Raw genomic sequence first — 26,144 nt, forward strand, 5'->3', positions numbered from 1 at the left:
CCGGGGGCTGCCGCCCCCGGACCCCCGCTTCGGCCCTGAACGGGCCTCGTGCTCAAACGCCGGACAGGCTGAAAGGTGCCGACCGGCTCGCCCCCGAACGCCGGACGGGCCGAAGACATGCGGACCGGCGTTGCCTACTCCCCCCGAGTCTCCGCCTGCGTCACCGGACCCGCCCGGTCCAGCAACCCCGTACGCGCCGCCAGGGCCGCCGCCTCCAGGCGGGAGCCGACGCCGAGTTTCATCAGGACGCGCTGGACATGGGTGCGGGCCGTGGACGGGGCGATGCCCATGCCGGCGGCGATCAGGCGGGTGTCCTCACCGTCGGCCACCCGGACCAGGACCTCGACCTCGCGCGGTGTGAGCATCTGGAGCAGGCGCTGGCCCTCGTCGTCCGGTTGCGCGGCGGGGTTGAGCAGTTCACTGAACGCGCCCTGGAGCAGTTGCGGTGCCACCGCGGCCTCGCCCGCCCGTGCCTTCATGATCGCCCGCTCGACGCCCTCTATGCGCTCGTCGTGCCGGACGTAGCCGGACGCCCCGGCCGCGAACGCCGCCGCTATGCCCCGCGGACTCGGCACCGGGCCGAGCACCAGCACCGCCACCTGCGGGCGTTCCCGCTTGATCTTCGCCACCGGGTCGAACATCCCCGGCTCCGCGGGCGTCGCCGTCCCCAGCAGGCACACCTCGGGCGCCCGCGTGATCACCAGTTCCGCCGCCCCCGCGGCAGGCGCCGCCGCGGCCAGCACCCGGTGCCCCCTCAACTTCAGTGCCGAGGCCAGCGCCTCGGCGAGCAATCGGTGGTCGTCGACCACCATGAGCCGAACTCCCATCGAGCAACCCCCCAGTCCCCCCAGTGGATCCCCATCAATACCCAGGACCGCCTGCGCCAGTCCGGATGCCCCACTACGGGTGCCCACTGGTCTGCGCGGACAGAAGCCCCCTCCCGGCTCCCCCGCCCTTCATGCCCCCGGAAGCTACACGCTTGTTCGACGTTGCGCTCCCCCTACCGGCGAGAAGTGCCCCGGAACGGCGGATTTTCTGGCTTTCCGCGCATTCGAGGGCGATGAGGCGGTACGCGAACGGCCCCGCCCCCGAGCAGGGACGGAGCCGTCTCGACGACCGGGCGCGGCCGCGTCAGCCGCTCGCGCCGAACGCGATCACATGGGACTTGCGGGTGTCCGAACTGCCCAGCTCACTGGCGAACTTGGCGGACATGTACAGATGGCCCTGCGCGTAGAGGATCTCGGAGTACTCCGGCGACATCCGCGTCTCCACGTCCCGCACCGCCCTGGTGGACGGGTTCTCCAGCAGCTTGGTCTCCTCGAAGCTGCCGCCGTCGATGCTGACGATCTGCCCGCCCTTGTCGTAGGGGGGACGCTTGTACGCGATCACGTTGCCGCCGTCCATGCGCAGCGGTGTGATCGTGTACCGGTCGCCCGCGTCCGCGCGCTGGCCGGTCTGCTTGCCGGTGGCCAGGTCGAAGGCGACGATCTCGTTGGTCTGGCCGTACTCGCCGCCGCCGTCGTGCTGTTCGGTCTCCACATACAGCCGGTCGTTGCCCACCACGACGCCCGTGCAGGCCTCGATCGTGGTGACGCCGGAGCAGCGGGCCGCGTACTGGTCGCCCGGCACGGAGATGCGGATGCGCAGCTTGCCGGTCCTGTTGTCGATGGAGAAGGCATCCGTGATGCCGATGGCGTCCTCGGACTGGCCGGCCTCGGCCGCCACGACCAGCGGGTCGGTGGAGATGACGCTGGCGTACTCGACGCCCTCGGCCATCTCGTACTCGGAGATCACCTTCCCGGTCTTCGGGTCGATGGTCTGGATGTGCAGCTGGGGCTGGTCGTAGGAACCGCACTTGCGGACCGCGACCATCTTCGGGCCGCCCGCGTACCCGAGGTCGTAGCAGCTGTCGTCGGCCTTCGGGACCCACAGCGACTTGCCGGTCTTCAGGTCGAAGGCGGCGCCGCCGCTGGTGCCGCCGGCCGCGACCGTGCCACCGCTGAGGGTGATGTTGTCGTAGCGGATCAGCCCGTCCTCGTTCTGGGCGGTCTTCGTCCAGAGCTTCTTGCCCGCGTCGAGGTCGATCGCGGCGACCTGGGTGCAGCCGTGCGAGGGCTTGTCCTTGGTCGGCATGGCGGGCTCGAAGGCGACCGCCGTCACCCCGTCCTCGCTGATGTGCCTGGCGGCCTGGCAGACCGGGCCGGGCAGCTTGACGGACCACAGCTTGGAGCCCTTGTCGGGGTCGTAGCCGACAATCTCCGCGACACCGCTCTTGACGTACGCCTTGTCGGTCAGCCAGGAGCCGGACACGACGATGCTGGTGTCGTCGTCGACATCGGGCGCCGGGACCTGGAAGAGGACCGAGGAGGCGGTGTTCGAGGGCACCTTCTCCGACCCGTCGGGGGCGTCGAAGCCGCCGCCCGAGTCGTCGCCCCCGCCGCCGGTGCCGCCGCTGGAACTGGCGGTGTCGTCCTTGCCGCCCTTGTCACCGGCCTTCGCGTACCAGACGCCGCCGATGATCAGGGCGATCACCACGACCGCGGCCGCGATGACGACGGCCAGCTGCGAGCTGGACCGGCCACCGCCGGCGGGCTGTCCGGGCTGGGGGTGCATCGGCACGGTCTGCTGCGGATAGCCGTAGCCGGGCGGCTGGGTGTAGGGGTTCTGGGGCTGGCCGTAAGGGTTCTGCGGCTGGCCGTACCCGGCCGGCGGGGTGGGGTAGCCGTAGCCGGGCGGGGTCTGGGGGGCTCCCTGCGGGGCCTGGGGCGCCTGCGGATAGCCGTACGCGGGCTGACCGGGCGGCTGCGGAGGCTGCGCGGGCGGCTGTTGGGGCTGCTGCGGCGGCGTCTGGGGTGCGCCGAAGCCGCCGCCCGGCTGCTGGGGCGGCTGGTCCTGCGGCGGGCCGAACCCGCCCTGCGGGGGCTGGTTGGGCGGCGGAGGCGGCGGCTGGGTCATGGCGTGGGTACCTCAGGGGAGGGGGACGACGGACACGAGGTCGGGTGCGAGGGGCGCGAGCGGCGCGCGTCTCACTCGCCGAAGGCGAGCATCAGCTTCTCCTTGGCTTCGTCCTGCCCGCTCAGCCGGGTGCTGGAGAGGTAGAAGCGGCCGTCGGCCCAGTCGTAGGCCTTGGAGAAGAAGCCGTTCTCGATGTCCGCGGCGCTCGCCGGGTTCTGGAGCACCTTCGCCGGCTGGTGGCTGCTCCCGGAGACCGGGATCGCCACGACCTGGCCGCCCGCGTCGTAGGACGCCTGCACGTAGGCGATGAGCTTGCCGTCCTCGACCTTGATCGGCAGCATCGAGTCGTCGGCGGGGGACTTCACCCGCCACTTCTCCTTGCCGTTGCCGAGGTCGATGGCGACGATCTCGTTGGCGCTGGCGGTCGCCTTGGTGGGCATGTACAGCGTGTTGGCGTCGGCGACCACGCCGGAGCAGCCCTGAAGGTCACGCTGGAGGATGGCCCAGCCGCACTCGGCACCGATCTCGAGGTCGGCGTCGACCTGCGAGCGGATCTTGCCGGCGGAGTCGAAGGTGGAGATGTTCCACGCCTTCTTGTCCTCGTTGGTGCCGTAGATGACCAGCGGGTCGAGGGAGAAGACGCGTGAGACGCGCCAGCCCTTGTCGAAGCGCATGGTCCACTTCGCCTTGCCGGTCGCCGGGTCGAGCTGCTGCACCTCGTCGTGCTCGTCGCTGCTGGAGGCGGCGCAGGACGCGACGGCGATGATCTTCTCGCCGCCCGCGAACGCGTCGGGGAAGCACTTGTCCCCGAACCGCGTCTTGTCCCACATCTTCTTGCCGCTGTCGATGTCGTACGCCGTGCCGGACTGCGAGCGGCCCACCAGCAACGTCTTGCCGGTGATGGACAGTTCGACGTCGAGGGTGCTGTCGAAGAGCTGGCCGTCGGCGACGTCGCCCTTCCAGCCCTTGTCGCCGGTGTTCAGGTCGACCTGCTGCAGCTGGTTGCACTTGGCGCGGTCGCTGCTGCCGCTCATGTACGCGACGACGATCTTGTCGCTGTCGGACTTCTGCGGGGTGACCGCGCAGATCTTCTCCGGGAACGTGATCGGGTCCCAGGCGTCGGCGCCGTCGGCGACCTTGAAGCCGAAGAGCTGCTTGTACGCCGCCTTCACCGCGGTCTTGTCGGTGATCCACATGCCGGGGGCGTCGGCGCCGGACTTGGGCGCGTCGGGCGCCGGCTTGTACCAGAGCACCTTCGCCTCGCCGGCCTGGCGGCCCGCGTTGAGGTTCTCCGGGTCCTCGCCGCCCGTGCTGCCGCCGTCACCGGAGTCCGACGGCGACGCGGAGCCCTTGGGGTCGTCGCTCTGCTGGGCGACCGGCTCGTCCTTCTTGTCGTCGCCGCGGGTCACCGCGAACACGGTGCCGCCGATGACGAGCAGGACGGCGACCGCGGCACCGATGGCCACGGCGGGCTTGCCCTTGAAGGGATTGCGCGAGCCGCCGGGCGGGGTGCCGGGGGCGCCGGGGTACTGCGGCTGCTGCGGATAGCCGTAACCGGGGGCGGGCTGCTGGCCGTAGGGGCCGGGCTGCTGCGGATAGCCGTACGGCTGCTGCTGCGGCTGGGCATACGGGCCGGACTGGTACGGGCCCGGCTGGGCGGGCTGGCCCGGCTGCTGCGGGTAGCCGTAGCCGGGCTGCGGGGCGCCGGACGGCGGGGTCTGCGGGGGCGGCGGCGTCTGCGGCGGGCCCTGCGGCGGCGGGGGTGTCTGGGGGGCGCCCTGCGGCGGGGGCGGGGTCTGCGGCGCGCCCTGCTGACCGGGCTGCGGCGCTCCGAAGCCGCCCTGCCGCGGATCCTGTGGTGCGCCGAAACCGCCCTGCGGCGGCTGGTTGGGCGGCTGGCTCATGAGCGGTTCCCCCTTGAGACCGGTGTGGTGCCACGTTCTGTGCCGTCGCGTTTCCGCCACACCAGCATTTCTCAGACTGTTCTCAGGCGGCCCTTTCTATCACCCGCCACCGACAGCGCACCGGCCCCCATCACCCCCTGTTCCCAAGGGAGAACCGCCCCGTGATGCCCTCGTTATGCGCCTTCACGCCCCCTTCACAGCCCACGCGCGAACGCCGTGAAGAGACACCGCCGACGCCCTGAGGAGGCCGTGGAAGTGGCGCCGCAGGCGCCCTGAAGGGGCGCGGGGAACTGCGCGACCAGCCCCGACACCACCGCACCCGACACCCCACAGGAGCCCGGCACTTCCGTGGTCACGGCCGCCCCGCGAAGCGCTACGCGTCCTCGGCGAGTTCCAGCCAGCGCATCTCCAGCTCGTCCCGCTGACCCGCCAAGTCCCGCAACTCCGCGTCGAGTTCGGCGACCTTCCCGAAGTCCGTCGCGTGCTCGGCGATCTGCGCGTGCAGCTTGGTCTCCCGCTCGGAGAGCTTGTCGAGCTGCCGCTCGATCTTCTGCAACTCCTTCTTGGCGGCACGCGCGTCGGCCGCGCTCTTCTCCGGTACGGCCTTCTCCGCGGCCGGAGTCGCGGCAGCGGCGGCGACCTGCGCCTCCATGCGGTGCCGGCGCTCCAGGTACTCGTCGATACCGCGCGGCAGCATCCGCAGCGTGGCGTCGCCGAGCAGGGCGAACACCTGGTCCGTGGTGCGCTCGACGAAGAACCGGTCGTGGGAGATGACGATCATCGAGCCCGGCCAGCCGTCGAGGACGTCCTCCAGCTGGGTGAGGGTCTCGATGTCGAGGTCGTTGGTGGGCTCGTCCAGGAAGAGGACGTTGGGCTCGTCCATGAGCAGGCGCAGCAGCTGCAGCCGGCGGCGCTCACCGCCGGACAGGTCGCCGACCGGCGTCCACTGCTTGTCCTTGTTGAAGCCGAACGTCTCGCACAGCTGACCGGCGGTCATCTCCCGGCCCTTGCCCAGGTCGACGCGCTCACGCACCTGCTGAACGGCCTCCAGCACCCGCCAGTTCGGGTTCAGCTCGGCGACTTCCTGGGACAGGTAGGCGAGTTTGACGGTCCTGCCGACCGCGATCCGCCCGCCGGCCGGCTGGGTCTCCCCCTCGGTCCGCGCGGCCTCGGCCATGGCGCGCAGGAGCGAGGTCTTGCCCGCGCCGTTGACGCCGACCAGACCGATGCGGTCACCGGGGCCGAGCTGCCACGTCACATGCTTGAGCAGCACCTTGGGGCCGGCCTGGACGGTGACGTCCTCCAGGTCGAACACCGTCTTGCCGAGCCGGGAGGAGGCGAACTTCATCAGCTCGCTGCTGTCGCGGGGCGGCGGCACGTCCTTGATGAGCTCGTTGGCGGCCTCGACCCGGAAGCGCGGCTTGGACGTCCGCGCGGGGGCGCCGCGGCGCAGCCAGGCCAGCTCCTTGCGGACCAGGTTCTGCCGCTTGACCTCCTCGGTCGCGGCGATGCGCTCACGCTCGGCCCGCGCGAAGACGTAGTCGGAGTAGCCGCCCTCGTACTCGAAGACGTCGCCGCGCTGGACGTCCCACATGCGGGTGCAGACCTGGTCGAGGAACCAGCGGTCGTGGGTGACGCACACGAGCGCCGAGCGCCGCTCCCGCAGATGCTGGGCGAGCCAGGAGATGCCCTCGACGTCGAGGTGGTTGGTGGGCTCGTCGAGGACGATGAGGTCCTGCTCCTCGATGAGCAGCTTGGCGAGCGCGATCCGCCGCCGCTCGCCGCCGGAGAGCGGGCCGATGACGGTGTCCAGGCCCTGCGGGAAGCCGGGCAGGTCGAGCCCGCCGAAGAGGCCCGTGAGCACGTCCCGGACCTTGGCGTTGCCCGCCCACTCGTGGTCGGCCATGTCCCGGATGACCTCGTGCCGGACGGTCGCGGCGGAGTCGAGCGAGTCGTGCTGGGTGAGCACGCCGATGCGCAGTCCGCCGGAGTGGGTGACCCGGCCGGTGTCGGCCTCCTCCACCTTGGCCAGCATCCGGATCAGGGTCGTCTTGCCGTCGCCGTTGCGTCCGACGACGCCGATGCGGTCGCCCTCGGAGACGCCGAGCGAGACACCGTCGAGCAGGGCACGGGTGCCGTACACCTTGCTGACGTTCTCGACATTGACCAGGTTGACGGCCATTTCTCTCCTGCCCAGGGGGACGATCGACCTTCCAGGGTAGTCGGGCCCGCCGACAGCCCCGTACGCCGCCGTCCGCACAGCCGTGCGCCCCGGGGACCCCACCGGGGTTCCCAGGGCGCGTCGCCGTGCCCGGTGTCAGCGGCGGGCCGCCGCCGCGCGGACCTCGGCCAGGAGGTCGTACATGACCTGGCCGGGGCACTCGGTGTCGAAGTAGTCGCGGTGGCCGCCGACCGTGTTCGTGTCCTTCTTGGTGCCGTTGACGGGGTTGGTGTACGTCACCCGCGCCTGCGGGTCGAGCCCCTTGAACCCGGCTATCACCTTGATCAGCCGGATCAGGGAGGCCTTGGCGGCGTCCGTCGGGGGCCTCTCCTGGAGGTTGCCGATCAGGGCGATGCCGAGAGCGCCGGAGTTGTAGCCGACGGAGTGGAAGGCGGTGACGAGGTCGCCGTCGGGGTTGAAGGCGGGGATGCCGTCGTCGCCGGAGTAGCGGCCCTCGTAGACGGTGCCGGCCTCGTCGATGAGGAAGTGGTAGCCGATGTCGCCCCAGTCGTTGGTGATCGCGTGGTACTCGTACGTCGCGCGCACCGTCGCGGCCGGGTCGGGGTCGTCGTTCGGCGTCGCGGTGTGGTGGACCGTGATGACCTGGAGCGGGTAGTACACCTCGGGCGAGTTGACCTTGCCGTCCTTGTACCGCTTGGACTCGTCGGCGCCCCAGGCGGGGCGCGAGAGGTAGCCGACGCCACGCACGCGCGTGGGCTCGCTCGGCACCTGGACGGTGCGGTCGGGGCCGCCGGTCGTGTCGATCGCCAGTGAGCGCACGCCGTCGATGCCGGTCGGCGCCCTCAGCTCGTAGACCTCGGCCTCGCCGGCGGCGACCAGGGCCGTGCCGCCGTCCTCGACGGCCGCGCAGCCGCTGGTCAGGTTCTGCCAGTCGCCGTGCGCGAGCCGGATGGCGGCGCCCTCCTTCGCGCCGGACCAGCGCACTCCGACGTAGGAGGCGGCGAAGGCGGTGGTGGCCGGGCCGGTGCCGGTGGCGGCCTCGGTGCGGGTGGCCGGGAACTTCTCCGGCGTCGTACCCGAACCACCGGACCCGGAGGGGGAGTTGCCGGTGTCACCGGATCCGGAGGCGGAGTTGTCCGTCCCGCCGGAGTCGCCGGCGGCGAACACCATCGGCGTGAGCGCGGCTCCGGCGGCCACGGCCCCGCCCGCGGCGATCATGCCGCGACGGGACAGGGAGCGCTTTCTACGGTGAGACGACCGGTCGGGTGTGGGGGATTCGGACACAGGAGTGTCCCCTTCCAGAAGTGCGCTTGACGGTGGGCCGGGCGCAGCGGCCCGACAGTTGAACCCTCAAGCGACCCTAGACGCCCCAGCAGCCCCGCGTGTACCGCGATCGCAGTACTTCCGTGTGGAGATCGAGCGAAGAACGCGTCCGCGCGGGTACCGCGTCACGCTCCGGCGGCGCGCACGACCGTGGCGCCCTGCGCGGGCCCGGCCGCGGTGCGCACCGCACGGCAAGTCCCGGACGTACGCAGGGTGTCGGCCACCTTCACGGCCGACTCGGCGTCCCGGGCGAGGAACGCCGTGGTCGGGCCCGAGCCGGAGACCAGCGCCGTCAGCGCGCCCGCCGCGAGACCCGCGGCGAGGGTGTCGGCCAGCTCCGGGAACAGCGAGAGCGCCGCGGGCTGGAGGTCGTTGGAGACGGCGGCGGCGAGCGCGTCCGGGTCGCCCTTGGCGAGGGCGTCGAGCAGCGGCCGGGAGGCGACGGGCTCCGGGATGTCGGTGCCCTCGCCGAGCCGGTCGAACTCGCGGAAGACGGCGGGCGTCGACAGTCCGCGGTCGGCCATCGCGAACACCCAGTGGAAGGTGCCGCCCACGTCGAGCGGGCGCAGCTTCTCGCCCCGCCCGGTCCCCAGGGCCGCCCCGCCGACCAGACTGAACGGCACGTCGCTGCCCAACTCGGCGCAGATGTCGAGGAGTTCCTCGCGGGAGGCGTGGGTGCCCCACAGCGCGTCGCAGGCCAGCAGCGCGCCGGCGCCGTCCGCGCTGCCGCCCGCCATGCCGCCGGCGACCGGGATGTCCTTGGCGATGTGCAGATGCACGTCGGGCGCGATGCCGTACCGCGCGGCGAGCGCCTCGGCCGCGCGGGCGGCGAGGTTCGTACGGTCCAGCGGGACCTGGTCGGCGTCGGAGCCCTCGCAGGTGACGCGGAGCCCGCCCGGTGAGGGGGTCACGGTGACCTCGTCGTAGAGGCCGACGGCGAGGAAGACGTTGGCCAGGTCGTGGAAGCCGTCCGGGCGCGCGGCGCCCACCGCGAGCTGGACGTTGACCTTGGCCGGGACGCGTACGACGACGCTCGCGCTCACTTGCCGGACTCCTCGTGCTGGGCGGCGGACGACGGCGGCGCGGTGGCCTGCTTGTTCTCGGCGATGGCCGCGAACTCCTCGACCGTCAGGGACTCCCCGCGCGCCTGCGGGGAGACACCGGCGGCGACCAGGGCGGCCTCGGCGGCGGCCGCCGAACCGGCCCAGCCGGCGAGGGCGGCGCGCAGCGTCTTGCGGCGCTGCGCGAAGGCGGCGTCGACGACGGCGAAGACCTCGCGCCGGGCGGCGGTGGTCTTGATCGGCTCGGTGCGCCGGGTCAGCGCCACCAGCCCGCTGTCCACGTTCGGCGCGGGCCAGAAGACGTTGCGGCCGATGGCGCCGGCCCGCTTGACCGCGGCGTACCAGTTCGCCTTGACCGAGGGCACGCCGTACACCTTCGAGCCGGGCGCGGCCGCGAGGCGGTCGGCGACCTCGGACTGCACCATGACGAGGGTGCGTTCGATGCTCGGGAAGGTGGCGAGCATGTGCAGCAGCACCGGCACGGCCACGTTGTAGGGGAGGTTGGCGACCAGTGCGGTGGGCGGCGGCCCGGGCAGCTCGTCGACCTGCATCGCGTCGGAGTGCACCAGCGCGAACCGCTCGGCGCGCTCGGGCATCCGGGCCGCGACGGTCGCGGGGAGCGCGCCGGCCAGGACGTCGTCGATCTCGACGGCGGTGACGCGGTCGGCGACCTCCAGCAGCGCCAGGGTGAGGGAGCCGAGACCCGGGCCGACCTCGACGACCACGTCGTCGGGCCGCACCTCGGCGGTGCGGACGATACGGCGGACCGTGTTCGCGTCGATCACGAAGTTCTGGCCGCGCTGCTTGGTGGGGCGTACGCCGAGGGCGCTCGCCAGCTCACGGACGTCGGCGGGGCCCAGGAGGGCGTCGGGGGTGGGACTGCTCACCCGACAAGGGTACGGGGCGCCGCCGGCCCGGCCCGCCGCCGCTCACCTGTGCAGCCGCGCCCCGCAGTGCGGCCAGGGGCTGGTGCCCTGCCGCACGTACAGCTTCTTCGCCCGCATCGTCTGTTCCTCCGCGGAGGCGTCCTGCGGCCTGCCCTTCCCGCCGAGGTCGCGCCAGGTGTGGGTGTCGAACTGGTACAGCCCGCCGTACGTCCCCGACGAGTCCACGGCGTCGGCCTGTCCCCCGGACTCGCACGCCGCGAGCCCGTCCCAGTTCAGCCGGCCGGCGCCGCCGACGGACGTCGGCAGCGGCTTCGTGCCCACCTTCACCACCTGCGTCTGCGGTTCGCGCACCACCTCGGTCCTGATCCGACGCGGCTTCTGCCGTACGCCGTTGACCGTGCGCAGCGAGTACGTCATCCGCCGCAGCCCCGCCCGCCCGGCCCGCTCGACGACCTCCGTGCCCTTGAAGACCGACGGGTCGTCGACGCGCTCCACCGCGAACGGGATCGCCTCGTCGCGGATCTCCTTGCGCCCGGTGATCCGCAGCACGGTGACCGTCTGCCCGTCGCGCGGGAAGCTCTCCAGGGGGACGGAGGTGGTGTCCTGCCCGCGCAGGGTGATCCCGGCCTGCTCCACCACCTCGCTCACGCTCGCCGCGTTCGTCCGGATCGTGCGGGCCCGGCCGTCCGCCATGACGGTCACCGCCCGCTCGGTGCGCACATCCAGCGCGAGGCCCTCCCGCCCGATGCGCCGGGAGCGCGACGTCGACAGATACGCGCCCTCCGCGCGCACTCCGAGCTGGGTGAGCGCCGCCTCCACCGTGCGGGCCGTCGTCCAGACCTCGCGCTTCTGGCCGTCGAGGGTGAGCCGCACGGGGCGCCCGTAGTGCACGGCGACCTCGTCGCCGTGGGCGAGCCCCCCGTCGGAAGCGGGTGCGACCAGGTCGTGCGCCCCCACACCGACGCCCTCCTCGGCCAGCAGTTCGGTGACGTCGTCCGCGAAGGTGTGCAGCGTGCGCGGCTTGCCGCCGTCGACGCTCAGCTCGACCGCCTTGTCCTTGGCCACGAAGGCGCTGGTGCCGCCCGCGAGGAACGCCACGACCAGCGCCTGCGGGACCAGCTTGCGCATGGTCCCGTCGCTCCGCTCGGCGGCCCGCGCCCGGCGCCGGTGCGCGGCCCGCCGGCCGCTCCTGGGGCGCGCGACGGGCTCATGCGCCTCTTCGGCGATCTCGTACGCGGGCCGGTAGGTGTCCTCGTACGCCGTGTACGGCGGATGCGGCGCCGACCGGTCGAACCCGGTTCCGTAACTCTCCGTACGCGTCTCGTAGGGTGCCGGCACTCCGTACGCCAGCGTCTGTGCGCTGTACGGGTCGAAGCCGGCGTACCCCGAGGGCTCAAAGGCCGGGCTCGGGCCGTACGTCTCGAACTGCGCGTTGCTCACGACGACACGCTCCACCGGAGGGGTCCGTTTCGGGCCACCAGAACCTAGCGGAGGGGCCGTCACTCTCCAAAGCGACGCGACTACGCAACGTGGCCGTCGCCCGGACGTGGACCTGTGCGAGCGTTACCGCGCGGTGATCGTTCAGTAGCCGAAGGCATGTGCCGTGTTCGTCCCGAGGGCCGTCGCCAGCGTGTCCTCGTCGATGCCCCGTACGGCCGCCAGGGCGCGCACCGTGATCGGAATGAGATACGGCGCGTTGGGCCGTCCGCGGTACGGCACCGGCGTGAGGAAGGGCGCGTCGGTCTCCACCAGGAGCAGCTCCAGCGGGGCGATCGCCACCGCGTCCCGCAGATTCTGGGCGTTCTTGAAGGTGACGTTGCCGGCGAAGGACATGAAGTACCCGGCGCGGGCGCACACCTGCGCCATCTCCGCGTCGCCGGAGTAGCAGTGGAAGACGGTCCGCTCGGGCGCGCCCTCCTCCTTCAGCACCCGCAGCACGTCCGCGTGGGCGTCGCGGTCGTGGATGACCAGGGCCTTGCCGTGCCGCTTGGCGATCTCGATGTGGGCGCGGAACGACGCCTCCTGCGCCTCCTTGCCCTCGGGCCCGGTGCGGAAGTAGTCGAGGCCGGTCTCGCCGACGCCCTTCACCTGCGGGAGTGCGGCGAGGCGGTCGATCTCCGCGAGCGCCTCTTCGAGCGCCTGCGCGCCACCCGGCTCACGCGCCCCCTGGCGCGACCAGCCGTCGGGGTCGCCGTGCACGATGCGCGGCGCCTCGTTGGGGTGCAGCGCGACGGTCGCGTGCACGGCGTCGTACTGCGCCGCGGTCTCGGCCGCCCACTGCGAGCCGCGTACGTCGCAGCCCACCTGCACGACCGTCGTGACCCCCACCGACGCCGCCTTGTCCAGGCCCTCCCGCACGGTGCCGGACTGCATGTCGAGGTGGGTGTGCGAGTCGGCGACCGGTACCCGCAGCGGCTCCGGGAGCGGCGGGGCGGCGTTCTTGTCGGCGGCGTTCGAAGGCATGCCCCGATCCTACGAAAGGGGCATGCCCCGCCGGCCGGGCGCTCGGCTCAGCTCGCCTTGCGGTGGAAGACGTGCAGCAGATCGGACAGGTGCCAGTGGTGGTGCGGTTCGGCGGGCGCCGGCTCCGTCTCCGCGTCGGACCGCGGCTTCGACGGAGCGGGGACGGGGGCGGGACGGTGCAGGGAGTTCTGTACGGAGGACACCTGCCCGGGACGCATGATCCGCACGATGTGCCCGTCGCAGTTGTGACACGTGGGACTGCTGAGCGGGGACGGTACGACCTGGCCGTTCGCCACGTACATCACGAACTCACGGCCGTCGCCGTCGACGTGGTGCTCTATCTCGTACGACTGCTCCCAGCCATGCCCGCAGCGCATGCAGGCGAACGAATACGACTCGTGGACGACGGCGGTCGCGGCGCTGCGAAGGCCCGTGGTCTGCTGTGCGCTCTCACTCATGCCAGCTCCTGTGGTCCGCTGGGTGGGACGGCTCACGCCCCACAACCCAGTGGACTCCTCCGCAGGAGTGAACGCACGCAATCTGTCCAGTGTTGGCGCCGACTTGGGCGTTCCTTGCCGTAAGGCCCGGGGCGCTTTACCCCGGCATGGGGCGCACGCTCATGCGATATACGCCCTGCTCACCCTGCGTTTCACGCCCCCGCGTTCTTGGCCGCCACGACGGCGTCGAAGACCTCCCGCTTGGGCAGTCCGGCCTCCGCCGCGACCGCCGCGATGGCCTCCTTGCGACGCTCCCCGGCCTCTTCGCGGACGCGAACCCGGCGCACCAGCTCCTGCGCGTCGAGCTCCTCGGGCCCCTTCTGCGGAGCGCCCTCCACGACGACGGTGATCTCGCCGCGCACCCCCTCGGCGGCCCAGGCCGCGAGCTCCGCCAGCCCGCCCCGCTTGACCTCCTCGTACGTCTTCGTCAGCTCCCGGCACACCGCGGCCCGCCGCTCGCCGCCGAACACCTCGGCCATCGCGGCGAGGGTGTCGTCGAGGCGGTGCGGTGCCTCGAAGTAGACGAGCGTGCGCCGCTCCCCGGCGACCTCCTTCAGGCGCGACAGCCGCTCCCCCGCCTTGCGCGGCAGGAATCCCTCGAAGCAGAAGCGGTCGACCGGCAGCCCGGACAGCGCAAGCGCGGTGAGCACGGCGGAGGGACCGGGCACGGCGGTGACCCGGATGTCCTTCTCGACCGCGGCCGCGACCAGCCGGTACCCGGGGTCGGACACCGACGGCATCCCCGCGTCGGTCACCAGCAGCACCCGCGAGCCCGCCAGCAGCGTCTCGACCAGCTCGGGTGTACGGGCCGACTCGTTGCCCTCGAAGTACGACACGACCCGCCCGGCGGGCTGCACGTCCAGCGCCTGGGTGAGGCGCTTGAGCCGCCGGGTGTCCTCGGCGGCGATCACGTCCGCACCGGCGAGTTCCTCGACCAGCCGGGGCGGGGCGTCCTTGACGTCGCCGATGGGGGTGCCTGCCAAAACAAGGGTTCCTGTCACGTTTCCATCCTCGCAGGGCGCATCCACGCGACTCCCACAGACGTGTTCCCTACGATGGCGCGGTGACCAGTACAGCGTCGTCGATGGACTCCACGGACATCCAGCAGGGCCAGGCACCGCACGAGCAGCGGCCGTCGTGGCAGCAGCGGCTGCGCCGATTCGGCTACACGGCGGCGCCCAGAGGCGACGTGCGCGACCAGCTCGTGCCGCCCTACGTCCGGCCCGGCCCGCGGATGTGGCAGTTCCTCGGCATCTCGCAGCCGCTCGCCGAGCGGCTAGCGCGCTGGTCGTCGTGGGGCGGTCCGCTGCTGGTGACGCTGCTGGCCGGCGTGCTGCGGTTCTGGAACCTCGGCAACCCGAGGAAGGTGATATTCGACGAGACGTACTACGCCAAGGACGCGTGGGCGCTCGTCCATCGCGGCTTCGAGGTCGACTGGGACAAGAACGCCAACGACCTCGTCCTGCGGCTCGGCGACCAGGTGCACATCCCCACCGACGCGTCGTACGTGGTGCATCCCCCGGTGGGCAAGTACGTCATCGGGCTCGGCGAGCTGATGTTCGGGTTCAACCCGTTCGGCTGGCGCTTCATGACGGCGCTGCTCGGCACGCTCGCCGTGCTGATGCTGTGCCGCATCGGCCGCCGCATCTTCCGCTCGACCTTCCTCGGCTGCCTCGCGGGCACGCTGATGGCGGTCGACGGGCTGGCGTTCGTGATGGCGCGCACCTCGCTGCTCGACGGGGTGCTGATGTTCTTCGTGCTGGCGGCGTTCGGAGCGCTGGTCGTCGACCGGGACCGGGCGCGCGCGAGACTCGCCGCCGCGCTGCCGGTGGACGCCGACGGGCGGGTCCGCCCCGACGCGCACATCGCCGAGACCCTGCGTCTGGGATGGCGTCCCTACCGCTGGCTGGCCGGTCTGATGCTGGGCCTGGCCATCGGCACCAAGTGGAACGGCCTGTACTTCCTGGTCGCGTTCGGCCTGCTGACGGTCCTCTGGGACGTCGGCGCGCGCCGGGTCGCCGGCGCCCACCACCCGTACACCGCGGTGATCAAGCGCGACCTGGGCCTGGCCTTCCTCGCGACCGTGCCGGTGGCGATCGTCACGTACCTGGTGTCCTGGACGGGCTGGATCCTCTCGCCCACCGACGGCACCGGCGGCTACTACCGCGACTGGGCCACCGCCAACGGCCGCTCCAGCAGCTGGTCATGGCTGTTCCCCGACTGGTGGCTGAGCCTGTGGCACTACGAGCACCAGGTCTACGACTTCCACGTCGGCCTGTCGTCGCCGCACACCTACCAGTCCAACCCGTGGAGCTGGATCATCGCCGGCCGCCCGGTGTCGTACTTCTACGAGTCCCCCACCCCGGGCAAGGACGGCTGTCCCGTCGACGCCGGGGAGAAGTGCGCCCGCGAGGTGCTGGCCCTCGGCACCCCCCTCCTGTGGTGGGTGGCCGCCTTCGCGGTCCTGTACGTCCTGTGGCGCTGGCTCTTCCGCCGCGACTGGCGCGCGGGCGCCATCGCCTGCGGCATCGCCGCCGGCTACCTCCCCTGGTTCCTCTACCAGGAACGCACGATCTTCTTCTTCTACGCCGTCGTCTTCCTCCCCTTCCTCTGCCTGGCCGTGGCGATGCTCCTCGGCGCGATCATCGGCCCACCGGGCTCCAGCGACACCCGCCGCGTGGCGGGCGCGACGGGCGCGGGCGTCCTGGTCCTCCTGATCGCCTGGAACTTCATCTACTTCTGGCCCCTGTACACCGGCCAGGCGATCCCGATCGACGACTGGCGGTCGCGGATGTGGCTGGACACCTGGGTGTAGCGGTCAGTCCTGGACGATCGTGTTCGGGCTGGTGCCGCCGTCCAGCCGGTCCCGGCCCGGGCCGCCGTAGAGCTCGTCCGGGCCCGGGCCGCCGTACAGCTTGTCCGTGCCGGGGCCGCCGTAGAGCCTGTCGTCGCGCCTCCTGCCGAGCTTCTCGCCCACGGACAGGATCTCGTCCTCGCCCCAGATGACGTCGCCGCCGCCGTCGCCGTACAGGGTGTCGTCGCCTTCGTTGCCGTACAGCACGTCGTCGCCCGGTCCGCCGTGGATCGTGTCGTCGCCCAGTTCGCCTAGGAGGGTCTGGGCGCCCTCGTCTCCCCGGATCAGGTCGTTCCCGTGGCCGCCCCTGGCCGTGACCTCGGGGCCGGCGTGGATCGTGTCGTCGCCCGCGTCGCCGGAGACCGAGGCCTCGTTCATCGCCGTGAGGGTGTCGTCGCCGTCGTTGCCCGAGACCGACGTGCCGTAGAGCGTCGTGAGGGTGTCGTCGCCCGGTCCGCCGTAGACGACGCTCACCTCGCTGGAGGTGCCCGCCCAGGTGTCGTCCCCCGCACCGAGGCTGAACACGGCGTACCCCATGGGGTAGGTCCTGCCGGGGCCGTCGACCTTGCGGCCGCTGATGGTGTCGTCGCCGTCGCCGAGTTCCACGAACAGCGTGCGGTACGGGTCCGTGGCCATCTCCTCGATCTCCACCACGCACGAGACCTTGGTGTCGTCGGTGTCGCCGAGGTGGGCGCAGCCGGGCATCGGGGATATCGGTACCACGTCGTCGATCACATAGGTGATCTGCCCGGAGCGTGCCGACGACACGGAGATGATCACCCGGTTGTCCTGGCCCGGGGCCGCCAGGTATGCGATCCGGGTGACCGGGGCCGCCCGGTTCCCGACCGCTCCATGCGCCCCGGCCGTGGCGAGCGGCGGCGGATCCCCCCGACGGGGGCTCGGCGCTGCCGGAAGCGCCAGGGCCGTGCCGAGGGCGACGGCCAGTACCGACACGGCGCACAACGCTGGGCGTCGGGTGAGGAAAGAGTGCACGGCAGGCCCTCCTGAGGCGGTGTCCGACGACACGTCCGACTCACGACCCCCGCCCTTGGTTGCCCGTCCCCCTGTCGGGGCGTGCCGGCCCTTCGGCCAAGAATCGGTCACGCATTCGGACAACAAAAGGAAACAAGTCCCACTGGTTTCCCGCATGTCACTTACAGTGCGGAAGACATAACGGGGAGGGGACCATGTCCAAGGGGGTCAAGGCCGCCGTCATAGGCGGTGTGTTCGCGGTGATGGTGGGCGGAGCCGGCTACGGCGCCTACAACATCGTGTCGGCACTGAACGGCGGCGGGGTGACGGGGGCCGCGGGGCCCGCACCCGAGCGGACCGGGCCGCCGAGCGCGGAGGAGGTCGAGGACACCGCGTCCAAGTTCTTCACCGCGTGGGAGAAGGGGGAGGCCGCGCAGGCCTCGACGTACACGAACAACGACACGGCGGCCGGGGCGCTGCTGGCCTCCTTCGGCGAGGACGCCCACATCACCGGCGTGCGGATCACGCCCGGTGCGGCACGCGGCGCCACCGTGCCGTTCACGGTGCAGGCCAAGGTCTCCTACGAGGGCAGATCCAAGCCGCTCACCTACAAGAGCGAGCTGACCGTGGTGCGCGGCCGGACCACGAAACGGGCCCTCGTCGACTGGCAGCCCACCGTGATCCACCCGCAGCTGAAGCGGGACGACACCCTCGTCACCGGCGAGGCGGCGAACCCGCCCATCGAGGCCGTCGACCGCGACGGCGCCGTGCTGACGAAGGAGAAGTACCCCTCGCTCGGCCCGGTCCTGGACGCCCTGCGCGCCAAGTACGGCGACAAGGCGGGCGGCGAGCCGGGCGTCGAGCTGTCGATCCGGCATGCCGACGAGTCGCCGGACACCTCGCTGCTGACCCTGTCGAAGGGCAGGCCCGGAAAGCTGGAGACGACGCTCAGCGCGAGCGTACAGGCGGCCGCGGAGAAGGCCGTCAAGAAGTACGCCGAGTCCTCCGTCGTCGCCCTGAGGACCGGCACCGGCGAGGTGCTGGCGGTGGCGAACCATCGCAGCGACGCCTTCAACGCCGCCTTCGAGGGACGGGTCGCGCCCGGCTCCACGATGAAGATCCTCACCGCGGCGATGCTCATCGACAACGGCGTGACCACGATGAACGGCCCGGCACCCTGCCCGCCCACCGCCACCTGGCAGAGCCAGACCTTCAAGAACCTCGACGGCCTCAAGCCCGACGAGAGCGCGAACGCCACGCTCGCCAACGGCTTCCTGCGCTCCTGCAACACGGCCTTCATCAAGCTCGTCGACGAGGACCCGCTCACCGACGCCTCGCTGATGAACGAGGCCCAGGAGCGCTTCGGGCTCGGCCGGGACGACTGGAAGACCGGCATCGTCTCCTTCGACGGCAGCGTGCCCGCCTCCACCGGCCCGGACCGCGCGGCCAACGCCATCGGCCAGGGCCAGGTCCAGATGAGCCCGCTGAACATGGCGTCGGTCACCGCCACCGCGATCACCGGCGACTTCCGGCAGCCGTATCTGATCTCGCCCTCGCTCGACGGGCGCCAACTGGCCACCGCCAAGGGGCTGTCGTCGAGCACCGCGGCCCAGCTGAAGCAGATGATGAGGCTGACCGCGACCCAGGGCACCGCGCAGCCGGCCATGTCGTCCGTCGGCGGTGACATCGGCGCCAAGACCGGTTCCGCCGAGGTCGACGGAAAGGCCACCTCGGACAGCTGGTTCACCGGTTTCCGCAATGATGTGGCCGCCGCGGCCATGACCCAGCAGGGCGGACACGGCGGCGACGCGGCGGGGCCGATTGTCGCAGCCGTGCTACGAGCGTCCGGCTGAACTCATCCCCCGCGGCACGGGACTCTAGGGTGGGCCTCGTCGTTGGTATGCGTGAGGTCGGCGGGGCGGCGGGGGCTCCTGAATACGCGAGGGAACGGAAAGCAGTGGGCAACAGAAGGCGCGTCGCCGAGCGACGGAAGACCAACCCCGCCATGCTCGGCGGGATGATCGCCGTCGTCGTCGGCGGCGCCGGGTTCGGGGTCTACGCGCTGCTCGGCAGTGGCGCGGCCGCCGAGAACGGCACGGAGGCGACGAGCTCCGGCCAGAAGTCCAAGTCCGTCAGGACCGGGCCGCTCTCGGCGACCGAGGTCACCACCGCGGCCCGGGACTTCCTCACCGCCTGGCAGGCGGGCCAGGTGACCGAGGCGGCCGCCGCCACCGACGACACCACCGCCGCCAAGGCCCTGCTGACCGGCTACACCCAGGACGCCCACATCAAGGACGTCACCCTGACCGCCGGCACCCGCGCCGGCGCCAAGGTCCCCTTCTCCGTGAAGGGCACGGTGTCCTACAAGGGCACCACCAAGCCGCTGGCCTACGACAGCGCGCTGACCGTCGTCCGGCGCGCCGAGGACGGCAAGCCGCTGGTCCAGTGGCACGCGGCGGTCGTCCACCCCGAGCTCAAGGACGGCGACACCCTCGTCACGGGCGCGTCCGGCACCCCGCCGGTCAAGGCGCTGGACCGGGACGGCGGCGAGCTGACGGAGAAGGAGTACCCGTCGCTGGGCTCGGTGCTGGACGGGCTGCGCGAGAAGTACGGCGAGAAGGCCGGCGGCAAGGCGGGCGTCGAACTCCAGGTGGTCCGGGGCAAGGAGTCCAAGAAGGCCGAGCTGTCCGACAAGACGCTGCTGGAGCTGAGCGAGGGCACACCGGGCACGGTGAAGACGACGCTCAGCCCGGCGCTGCAGGCCGCCGCGGAGCAGCAGGTCGCCGCGAAGGAGAAGGCGTCCGTGGTCGTGCTGCGGCCCTCGACCGGCGAGATCCTCGCGGTCGCGAACTCCTCGCACGGCTTCAACACCGCCTTCCAGGGCTCCCTCGCGCCCGGCTCCACGATGAAGGTCATCACCTCCTCGCTGCTGATCGAGAAGGGCCTGGCGTCGGCGGAGAAGGAGCACCCCTGCCCGAAGTACTTCACCTACGGGCACTGGAAGTTCCAGAACGACGACAAGTTCGAGATCAAGGGCGGCACGTTCAAGGCGAGCTTCGCCCGCTCCTGCAACACGGCCTTCATCAGCCAGGCGCCCGAGCTGGACGACGACAGCCTCACCCAGCAGGCGCAGCAGGTCTTCGGTCTCTCCCTGAACAACTGGTCCGTCGGCGTCTCCACCTTCGACGGGGCCGTCCCGGTGCAGTCGCAGGCGCAGATGGCGGCCGAGCTCATCGGGCAGGGCGGGGTGCGGATGAACCCGCTGAACATGGCGTCGGTGTCGGCGACCGTGAAGACGGGCACCTTCAAGCAGCCGTACCTGGTCTCCCCCGAGGTCGACGGACGGCAGCTCGCGACGGCGTCGCGCACCATGTCCGCGGGCACCCTGTCCCAGCTGCGTGACCTGATGGCCTACACGGCGGCCTACGGCACGGCGGCCGAGGCGATGTCCGGGGTCACCGGTGACGTCGGCGCCAAGACCGGCTCGGCGGAGGTCGACGGCCAGAAGAAGCCGAACGGCTGGTTCACCGCGTACCGCGACGACCTCGCGGCGGCGGGCGTCGTCCAGTCGGGCGGCCACGGCGGCGACACCGCGGGCCCGATCGTGGCGGCGCTGCTGAAGGCGGGCGGCTGAACCCCGGTGCCGCGCGGCTGAGCCTCAGTGCGGTACGGGTGCCTCGGCGGCCAGATAGGTCCGCCGCAGGAACCGCATCAACGCCTTCGTCTCGAACTGCACCACCGACACCCCCTGCGCGGAGTGGATCTCCACGACGGCCTGGACACGGCCGCACGGCCACACCCGGACGTCTCCACTTCCCGCGGGGGCGCGCAGTCCCTGTTCCAGGAGTGAGCGCGAGAAGGTCCATTCATGGGCCTCACGCCCGGGCAGTCCGAGCCGCACCGAGCGGGGATCGGACTCCGGGTCGTACCGCAGCACCACCGGCACCGCGTCCTGATCCTGCGCGAGGATGTCCGCGTCCGTGACGACATGGGCTCGCGCGTACTGTTCGACTACGGACATCGGTCGACCCCTTACGCTGCGCAACCTTTGCGAAAGCTGTACTTCCGCACCCCTTCCAATGTCGCATATTTCCTGGATCCTGCCCGCCGGGGAAAAGGGTGTCCGTCCGCAGTTCCCAGCTCCTCGCTCTTGCAAGGAGTTCGCAACAAGCCACTATCATCGACGGGTGCACGTACCTGACGGATTCATAGACGCCCCCACGTCCGCCGTGACCGGAGTGGTCGCCGCTGCCGCGGTCGCCGTGAGCCTGCGCGGCGCACGCCGTGAGCTCGACGAGCGCACCGCACCGCTGGCCGGCCTGGTGGCGGCGTTCATCTTCGCCGTGCAGATGCTGAACTTCCCCGTCGCCGCGGGGACCAGCGGCCATCTGCTCGGCGGGGCGCTCGCGGCGATCCTCGTCGGCCCCTACACAGGGGTGCTGTGCGTCTCGGTCGTCCTGCTGATGCAGGGCATCCTGTTCGCGGACGGCGGCCTGACCGCCCTCGGCGTGAACATCACCAACATGGCCATCGTCACGACCGTCGTCGCCTACGCCGTCTTCCGCGGCCTGGTGAAGGTGCTGCCGCGCAGCCGCCGTTCGGTCACCGTCGCCTCCTTCGTCGCCGCCCTGCTGTCGGTGCCGGCGGCCGCACTCGCCTTCACGCTCATGTACGCGGTGGGCGGCACCACCGACGTCTCCATCGGCAAGGTCGCCGGCGCCATGGTCGGCGTGCACATCCTCATCGGCATCGGCGAGGCCGCCATCACCGCCCTGACCGTCGGCGCGGTCGTGGCCGTACGCCCCGACCTCGTGTACGGCGCCCGCGACCTGCGTCAGCGCCTGCGGCTGCGGGTGGGCGGCGAACTGGTCGACGCGCCCGTCGCCGAGCCGGCCGTCCCGGTCGCCGCACGCTCCTCGCGCAAGGTGTGGGCCGTCGGCCTGGTCACCTCCCTGGTGCTCGCCGGCTTCGTCAGCTTCTACGCGTCCGCCAGCCCCGACGGTCTGGAGAAGGTCGCCGCCGACCACGGCATCGACAAGAAGGCCGAGGACCACGCGAACGCCGACTCCCCGCTCGCCGACTACGGCGTCAAGGACGTCACCGACGCCCGGCTGTCCGGCGGTCTCGCGGGCGTGATCGGGGTCGGAGTGACCGTGGTCGCGGGCAGCGCGGTGTTCTGGGCGGTGCGCAGGCGCCGTGCGGACGACGTCTCGCCGTCGAGCACGAGCACCACCGCGGGTTCGAGCGCCTGAGATGGGTGCGGGGCACGCGCACCGGCTCTACCGGCACGGGCACTCGCCCGTGCACGGTCTGCCGCCGCACACCAAGCTCGCCGCGACGTTCGCGTTCGTGGTCGTCGTGGTCTCGACGCCGCGGGAGGCGATGTGGGCGTTCGGCCTGTACGCCGTCCTGCTCGGGATCGTCGCCGTCGCCGCGCGGGTACCGGCCGGGTTTCTGCTCAAGCGGCTGCTGATCGAGGTGCCGTTCGTCGCGTTCGCGGTGCTGATGCCGTTCGTGGCGGAGGGCGAGCGGGTCGAGGTGCTGGGCATGTCGTTGAGCGTCAGCGGACTGTGGGGCGCCTGGAACGTGCTCGCCAAGGGCACCCTGGGCGTCGCCGCCTCGGTCCTGCTCGCCTCCACCACCGAGCTGCGTGAATTGCTGCTCGGCCTCCAGCGGTTGAAGCTGCCGCCGCTCCTCGTGCAGATCGCGTCCTTCATGATCCGCTACGGCGATGTCATCGCGGACGAGATGCGGCGGATGCGCATCGCGCGCGAGTCGCGCGGCTTCGAGGCGAAGGGCGTGCGCCACTGGGGCGTCCTGGCGAAGTCGGCGGGCGCGCTGTTCATCCGCTCCTACGAACGCGGCGAGCGGGTGCACCTGGCCATGGTCAGCCGCGGGTACGCCGGTTCGATGCCGGTGATCGACGAGGTGACCGCGTCCCGGGCGCAGTGGTCGTACGCCCTCGCGCTGCCCGTCGCCGCCCTCGCCGTCTGCGTGTTGGGATGGACCCTGTGAGTACCGCATCTCTCGAGGTCTCCGGCCTCGCCTTCGCCTATCCCGACGGCCACCAGGCCCTGTTCGGCGTGGACTTCTCGATCGCGCGCGGCGAACGGGTCGCGCTGCTCGGCCCGAACGGCGCCGGCAAGACGACCCTCGTGCTGCATCTCAACGGCATCCTGACCGGCGGCACCGGCTCGGTGCAGGTCGCCGGGCTGCCCGTCGGCAAGCAGCACATGGCCGAGATCCGGCGCCGGGTCGGCATCGTGTTCCAGGACCCGGACGACCAGCTGTTCATGCCGACGGTCCGCGAGGACGTCGCGTTCGGGCCGGCGGCGGCCGGGCTCAAGGGCGCGGAGCTGGAGGCGCGTGTCGACCAGGCGCTGGAGCGGGTCGGCATGGCGGAGTTCAAGGAGCGTCCGCCGCACCACCTCTCCTTCGGTCAGCGGCGCCGGGTGGCGGTGGCGACGGTGCTCGCGATGGAGCCGGAGATCCTCGTCCTGGACGAGCCCTCCTCCAACCTGGACCCCGCCTCGCGCCGTGAACTGGCCGACATCCTGCGCTCGTTGGACGTGACGGTGCTGATGGTCACGCACGACCTGCCGTACGCCCTCGAACTGTGCCCGCGCTCCCTGATCCTGAGCGAGGGCGTGATCGCGGCGGACGGCAGGACCGGTGAACTCCTCGCGGACGACGAGCTGATGCGCGCCCACCGGCTGGAGCTGCCCTTCGGCTTCGACCCGCGGTCCGTGAGGGGGGTGCCCCCGCGCGAGCCGAGCGAAGCCGGTTCGAGCGTGAGGGAGGGCGCGTGACGCATCAAGAGGACGCGGGCTCGCTGTCCCTGGACGACCAGCTCTGCTTCGCGCTGTACGCCGCCCAGCGCGCGGTGACGGCCGCGTACCGCCCGCTTCTCGACGAGCTGGGCCTGACCTATCCCCAGTACCTCGCCCTGCTCTTCCTCTGGGAGCGCGGCGAGACGACGGTGAAGGAGCTGGCCGGCGCGCTGAGGCTCGACTACGGCACGGTGTCGCCGCTGCTGAAGCGGCTGGAGTCGGCGGGCCTGGTCCGCCGGGAGCGCGCGGCACGCGACGAGCGCTCGGTGCTGATCGCGTGCACGGGGCGCGCCCAGGAACTGAGGGAGCGCGCGAAGCATGTGCCCGGCTCCCTGCTCACGGCCACCGGGCTGGACGGAACGGACGTCGCGCGGCTGCGTGAGGAGTTGCGGCAGCTCGCGGCGAAGGCCGCGGCGGCGGCCGAACGCACCCGCTGATCTCGGGTTACCCGCGGTTGCTACCCCCTGGTAATGACAGGCTCCATACCGGCCAGTACCTTGTGCACGATGTACTTGTGCGCACCTTTTCCTGGGCGCACTGTTCCGTGGGGAGGGCCACCCATGACCGACGAGGGCACCGCCGTCGACACCCGTCCGACAAAGATCATGTACGTCGCCGAGGCCACCGCGCACGGCGGCCGGGACGGCTATGTCACCAGCCAGGACGGCCAACTCGAACTGAAGGTCGCGATGCCGCCCGCGCTCGGGGGCGACGGCAACGGCACCAACCCGGAGCAGCTGTTCGCCGCCGGCTACAGCTCCTGCTTCCACAACGCGCTGATCCTCGTCGGCAACCGCGAGGGCTACGACCTCTCCGGCTCCACGGTCGCCGCGAAGGTCGGCATCGGCCCCAACAAGCACCGCGGTTACGGCCTCGCGGTCGCCCTCAGCGTGTCCCTGCCGGTACTGGACGCGGGCCTCGCGGAGAAGCTGGTGGACGCCGCGCACGAGGTCTGCCCGTACTCCAACGCCACCCGGGGGAACATCGACGTCACCATCCTGCTTGGGTAGAAGGGCACCCGCACGAGGCAGGACGAGGAGACGGACGTGGACGTGAACGGCGCAGTGGCCGAGGGCTTCGAGCCGGTCAGGGACGCGTTCGTGCGGAACTTCGAGACGCTGGGCGAGCGGGGCGCCGCGGTCGCGGTGTACCGGGGCGGCCGCAAGGTCGTCGACCTGTGGGCCGGCACCAAGGACGTCGACGGGACCGAGCCGTGGCGGCGCGGCACCGCGCAGATCGTGCGCTCGGCGACGAAGGGCGTCGCCGCCGCCGTACTCCTCGCGCTGCGGCAGCGCGGCGAGCTGGACCTGGACGCGCCGGTGGCCGAGTACTGGCCGGAGTTCAAGTCCCTGGGCAAGGAGCGCGTGCTGGTCAGGCATGTGCTCAACCACCGGGCCGGACTGCCCGTCCTGGAGCACCCGCTCACCCCGGAGGAGTCCCTGGACCCGCGGCGGGGCCCGGAGGCCGTCGCCGCGCAGGCGCCCGTGTGGGAGCCGGGCACCGCGCACGGCTACCACGCGCTGACGTACGGCTGGATGCTCGACGGGATCGTGCGGCGCGTGACCGGGAAGGGCACCGGCGAGTGGATCGCGGACGAGTTCGCCGGTCCGCTGGGTGCCGACCTGTGGCTGGGTCTGCCGGCCGTGGAGGAGGCGGCCGGGCGGGCGGGCCGGGTCGGGCGTGTCGAGGCACCCGAGCCCGCGTCGGGCGCGGTCCTCAAGGCCCGTCCGAAGCGTTCGGTCACCGAGGCCTACACCGACCCCGACTCCCTCACCCGCCGGGCCTTCGCCGCGATCACCCCGTTCCCCGACCAGAACGACCCGGCGTACCGGGCATCGGCGCTGCCCGCGACCAACGGCATCGCCACCGCCGACGGTCTGGCCCGCGTGTACGCGGCGCTGATCGGCGAGGTCGACGGCGTACGGCTCTTCGACCCGGCGACCGTGGAGCTGGCGAGGGCGGAGGAGTCGTCGGGCCCGGACCGCATCCTGGTCGTGAACACCCGCTTCGGCCTCGGCTACATGCTGCACGGCACCGCGTCACCGATGCTGGGCCCCGGCTCCTTCGGCCACCCCGGACGCGGCGGCGCCCTCGGCTTCGCCGATCCGGAGACGGGCATCGCGTTCGGCTACGTGACGAACGGCTTCCGCAAGACGGTGACGGCGGATCCGAGGGCGCAGGGGTTGATCAGGGCACTGCGGGCGTCGCTGCGCTGA

22 protein-coding genes are annotated in these 26,144 nt (G+C 71.8%); 9 read left to right on the forward strand and 13 right to left on the reverse strand.

Features of this window, described 5'->3' with window-relative positions:
• Positions 1-134 precede the first annotated feature (134 nt).
• From ACGFW6_RS25240 to rsmI, 11 genes are all read right to left on the reverse strand, one after another.
• Entirely contained in the window at positions 135-827 is a 693-nt protein-coding gene (locus ACGFW6_RS25240) for a LuxR C-terminal-related transcriptional regulator (protein ID WP_393513997.1), read from the reverse strand.
• A 304-nt stretch (positions 828-1,131) separates the two neighbouring features.
• On the reverse strand, positions 1,132-2,955 hold the full coding sequence (locus tag ACGFW6_RS25245) for a PQQ-binding-like beta-propeller repeat protein (RefSeq protein WP_393514000.1): 1,824 nt from the start codon (positions 2,953-2,955) through the stop codon (positions 1,132-1,134).
• Positions 2,956-3,026: 71 nt separating this feature from the next.
• A complete protein-coding gene (locus ACGFW6_RS25250) occupies positions 3,027-4,859 on the reverse strand; it encodes a PQQ-binding-like beta-propeller repeat protein (RefSeq protein ID WP_393514003.1) in 1,833 nt (610 codons plus the stop codon).
• A gap of 373 nt (positions 4,860-5,232) precedes the next feature.
• Positions 5,233-7,041: an ABC-F family ATP-binding cassette domain-containing protein gene (locus tag ACGFW6_RS25255; RefSeq protein ID WP_393514006.1), complete on the reverse strand. Its 1,809-nt coding sequence runs from the start codon at positions 7,039-7,041 to the stop codon at positions 5,233-5,235.
• A gap of 135 nt (positions 7,042-7,176) precedes the next feature.
• Positions 7,177-8,259 (reverse strand): peptidoglycan recognition family protein, encoded by a 1,083-nt coding sequence (locus ACGFW6_RS25260; protein WP_393514009.1) that lies wholly within the window; start codon positions 8,257-8,259, stop codon positions 7,177-7,179.
• Between the two features lie 230 nt (positions 8,260-8,489).
• Positions 8,490-9,407 carry a 4-(cytidine 5'-diphospho)-2-C-methyl-D-erythritol kinase gene (locus ACGFW6_RS25265; protein ID WP_393514012.1) on the reverse strand — a complete coding sequence of 306 codons (918 nt, stop codon included), beginning with the start codon at positions 9,405-9,407 and terminating at the stop codon, positions 8,490-8,492.
• Positions 9,404-10,312, reverse strand: coding sequence for a 16S rRNA (adenine(1518)-N(6)/adenine(1519)-N(6))-dimethyltransferase RsmA (rsmA, locus tag ACGFW6_RS25270; RefSeq protein ID WP_393514015.1), 909 nt, complete (start codon positions 10,310-10,312; stop codon positions 9,404-9,406). The genes ACGFW6_RS25265 and rsmA overlap by 4 nt, the downstream gene beginning before the upstream one ends.
• A gap of 42 nt (positions 10,313-10,354) precedes the next feature.
• On the reverse strand, positions 10,355-11,752 hold the full coding sequence (locus ACGFW6_RS25275) for a ubiquitin-like domain-containing protein (protein WP_393514018.1): 1,398 nt from the start codon (positions 11,750-11,752) through the stop codon (positions 10,355-10,357).
• A 141-nt stretch (positions 11,753-11,893) separates the two neighbouring features.
• Positions 11,894-12,775: a TatD family hydrolase gene (locus ACGFW6_RS25280; RefSeq protein ID WP_393514021.1), complete on the reverse strand. Its 882-nt coding sequence runs from the start codon at positions 12,773-12,775 to the stop codon at positions 11,894-11,896.
• Between the two features lie 47 nt (positions 12,776-12,822).
• Positions 12,823-13,233 carry a hypothetical protein gene (locus ACGFW6_RS25285; RefSeq protein WP_393514024.1) on the reverse strand — a complete coding sequence of 137 codons (411 nt, stop codon included), beginning with the start codon at positions 13,231-13,233 and terminating at the stop codon, positions 12,823-12,825.
• A 191-nt stretch (positions 13,234-13,424) separates the two neighbouring features.
• The gene (gene rsmI / locus ACGFW6_RS25290; RefSeq protein WP_393514027.1) at positions 13,425-14,273 is read right to left on the reverse strand and encodes a 16S rRNA (cytidine(1402)-2'-O)-methyltransferase; all 849 of its coding nucleotides are present in this window, start codon (positions 14,271-14,273) and stop codon (positions 13,425-13,427) included.
• Between the two features lie 62 nt (positions 14,274-14,335).
• Between rsmI and ACGFW6_RS25295 the strand changes: the two genes are divergently transcribed.
• Entirely contained in the window at positions 14,336-16,087 is a 1,752-nt protein-coding gene (locus tag ACGFW6_RS25295) for a dolichyl-phosphate-mannose--protein mannosyltransferase (RefSeq protein WP_393514030.1), read from the forward strand.
• Positions 16,088-16,090: 3 nt separating this feature from the next.
• Here the strand turns inward: ACGFW6_RS25295 and ACGFW6_RS25300 are convergent, their stop codons facing one another.
• Positions 16,091-17,080 carry a calcium-binding protein gene (locus ACGFW6_RS25300; protein ID WP_393514033.1) on the reverse strand — a complete coding sequence of 330 codons (990 nt, stop codon included), beginning with the start codon at positions 17,078-17,080 and terminating at the stop codon, positions 16,091-16,093.
• A gap of 233 nt (positions 17,081-17,313) precedes the next feature.
• Between ACGFW6_RS25300 and ACGFW6_RS25305 the strand changes: the two genes are divergently transcribed.
• Both ACGFW6_RS25305 and ACGFW6_RS25310 read left to right on the forward strand, forming a co-directional pair.
• Positions 17,314-18,951 (forward strand): penicillin-binding transpeptidase domain-containing protein, encoded by a 1,638-nt coding sequence (locus ACGFW6_RS25305; protein WP_393514036.1) that lies wholly within the window; start codon positions 17,314-17,316, stop codon positions 18,949-18,951.
• A gap of 104 nt (positions 18,952-19,055) precedes the next feature.
• Positions 19,056-20,732, forward strand: coding sequence for a penicillin-binding transpeptidase domain-containing protein (locus ACGFW6_RS25310; RefSeq protein ID WP_393514039.1), 1,677 nt, complete (start codon positions 19,056-19,058; stop codon positions 20,730-20,732).
• A 24-nt stretch (positions 20,733-20,756) separates the two neighbouring features.
• Here the strand turns inward: ACGFW6_RS25310 and ACGFW6_RS25315 are convergent, their stop codons facing one another.
• A complete protein-coding gene (locus tag ACGFW6_RS25315) occupies positions 20,757-21,119 on the reverse strand; it encodes an SsgA family sporulation/cell division regulator (RefSeq protein ID WP_393514042.1) in 363 nt (120 codons plus the stop codon).
• 166 nt (positions 21,120-21,285) lie between these two features.
• Here ACGFW6_RS25315 and ACGFW6_RS25320 point away from each other — a divergent pair, with 166 nt between their 5' ends.
• From ACGFW6_RS25320 to ACGFW6_RS25345, 6 genes are all read left to right on the forward strand, one after another.
• The gene (locus ACGFW6_RS25320; RefSeq protein ID WP_393514045.1) at positions 21,286-22,350 is read left to right on the forward strand and encodes an energy-coupling factor ABC transporter permease; all 1,065 of its coding nucleotides are present in this window, start codon (positions 21,286-21,288) and stop codon (positions 22,348-22,350) included.
• A 1-nt stretch (position 22,351) separates the two neighbouring features.
• Positions 22,352-23,113, forward strand: a complete 762-nt coding sequence (gene cbiQ, locus ACGFW6_RS25325; RefSeq protein ID WP_393514048.1) for a cobalt ECF transporter T component CbiQ — start codon at positions 22,352-22,354, stop codon at positions 23,111-23,113.
• Entirely contained in the window at positions 23,101-23,907 is an 807-nt protein-coding gene (locus tag ACGFW6_RS25330) for an energy-coupling factor ABC transporter ATP-binding protein (RefSeq protein ID WP_393514051.1), read from the forward strand. The genes cbiQ and ACGFW6_RS25330 overlap by 13 nt, the downstream gene beginning before the upstream one ends.
• Complete coding sequence (locus ACGFW6_RS25335) at positions 23,904-24,365, forward strand: MarR family winged helix-turn-helix transcriptional regulator (protein ID WP_393514054.1); 462 nt, start codon at positions 23,904-23,906, stop codon at positions 24,363-24,365. The genes ACGFW6_RS25330 and ACGFW6_RS25335 overlap by 4 nt, the downstream gene beginning before the upstream one ends.
• Before the next feature lie 123 nt (positions 24,366-24,488).
• The gene (locus ACGFW6_RS25340) at positions 24,489-24,938 is read left to right on the forward strand and encodes an organic hydroperoxide resistance protein (protein WP_393514057.1); all 450 of its coding nucleotides are present in this window, start codon (positions 24,489-24,491) and stop codon (positions 24,936-24,938) included.
• 36 nt (positions 24,939-24,974) lie between these two features.
• Entirely contained in the window at positions 24,975-26,144 is a 1,170-nt protein-coding gene (locus ACGFW6_RS25345) for a serine hydrolase domain-containing protein (protein WP_393514060.1), read from the forward strand.

This window comes from Streptomyces sp. Y7 (assembly GCF_043195415.1).
In the GTDB taxonomy this organism is placed as follows: Bacteria; Actinomycetota; Actinomycetes; order Streptomycetales; family Streptomycetaceae; genus Streptomyces.

Coding starts and splice junctions, on each gene's coding strand:
- ACGFW6_RS25260 (WP_393514009.1), bottom strand. CDS start 8,259: ATGATCGCCGCGGGCGGGGCCGTGGCCGCCGGAGCCGCGCTCACGCCG.
- ACGFW6_RS25285 (WP_393514024.1), bottom strand. CDS start 13,233: ATGAGTGAGAGCGCACAGCAGACCACGGGCCTTCGCAGCGCCGCGACC.
- ACGFW6_RS25240 (WP_393513997.1), bottom strand. CDS start 827: ATGGGAGTTCGGCTCATGGTGGTCGACGACCACCGATTGCTCGCCGAG.
- ACGFW6_RS25330 (WP_393514051.1), top strand. CDS start 23,101: ATGGACCCTGTGAGTACCGCATCTCTCGAGGTCTCCGGCCTCGCCTTC.
- ACGFW6_RS25305 (WP_393514036.1), top strand. CDS start 17,314: ATGTCCAAGGGGGTCAAGGCCGCCGTCATAGGCGGTGTGTTCGCGGTG.
- ACGFW6_RS25245 (WP_393514000.1), bottom strand. CDS start 2,955: ATGACCCAGCCGCCGCCTCCGCCGCCCAACCAGCCCCCGCAGGGCGGG.
- ACGFW6_RS25250 (WP_393514003.1), bottom strand. CDS start 4,859: ATGAGCCAGCCGCCCAACCAGCCGCCGCAGGGCGGTTTCGGCGCACCA.
- ACGFW6_RS25255 (WP_393514006.1), bottom strand. CDS start 7,041: ATGGCCGTCAACCTGGTCAATGTCGAGAACGTCAGCAAGGTGTACGGC.
- ACGFW6_RS25280 (WP_393514021.1), bottom strand. CDS start 12,775: ATGCCTTCGAACGCCGCCGACAAGAACGCCGCCCCGCCGCTCCCGGAG.
- ACGFW6_RS25315 (WP_393514042.1), bottom strand. CDS start 21,119: ATGTCCGTAGTCGAACAGTACGCGCGAGCCCATGTCGTCACGGACGCG.
- ACGFW6_RS25340 (WP_393514057.1), top strand. CDS start 24,489: ATGACCGACGAGGGCACCGCCGTCGACACCCGTCCGACAAAGATCATG.
- cbiQ (WP_393514048.1), top strand. CDS start 22,352: ATGGGTGCGGGGCACGCGCACCGGCTCTACCGGCACGGGCACTCGCCC.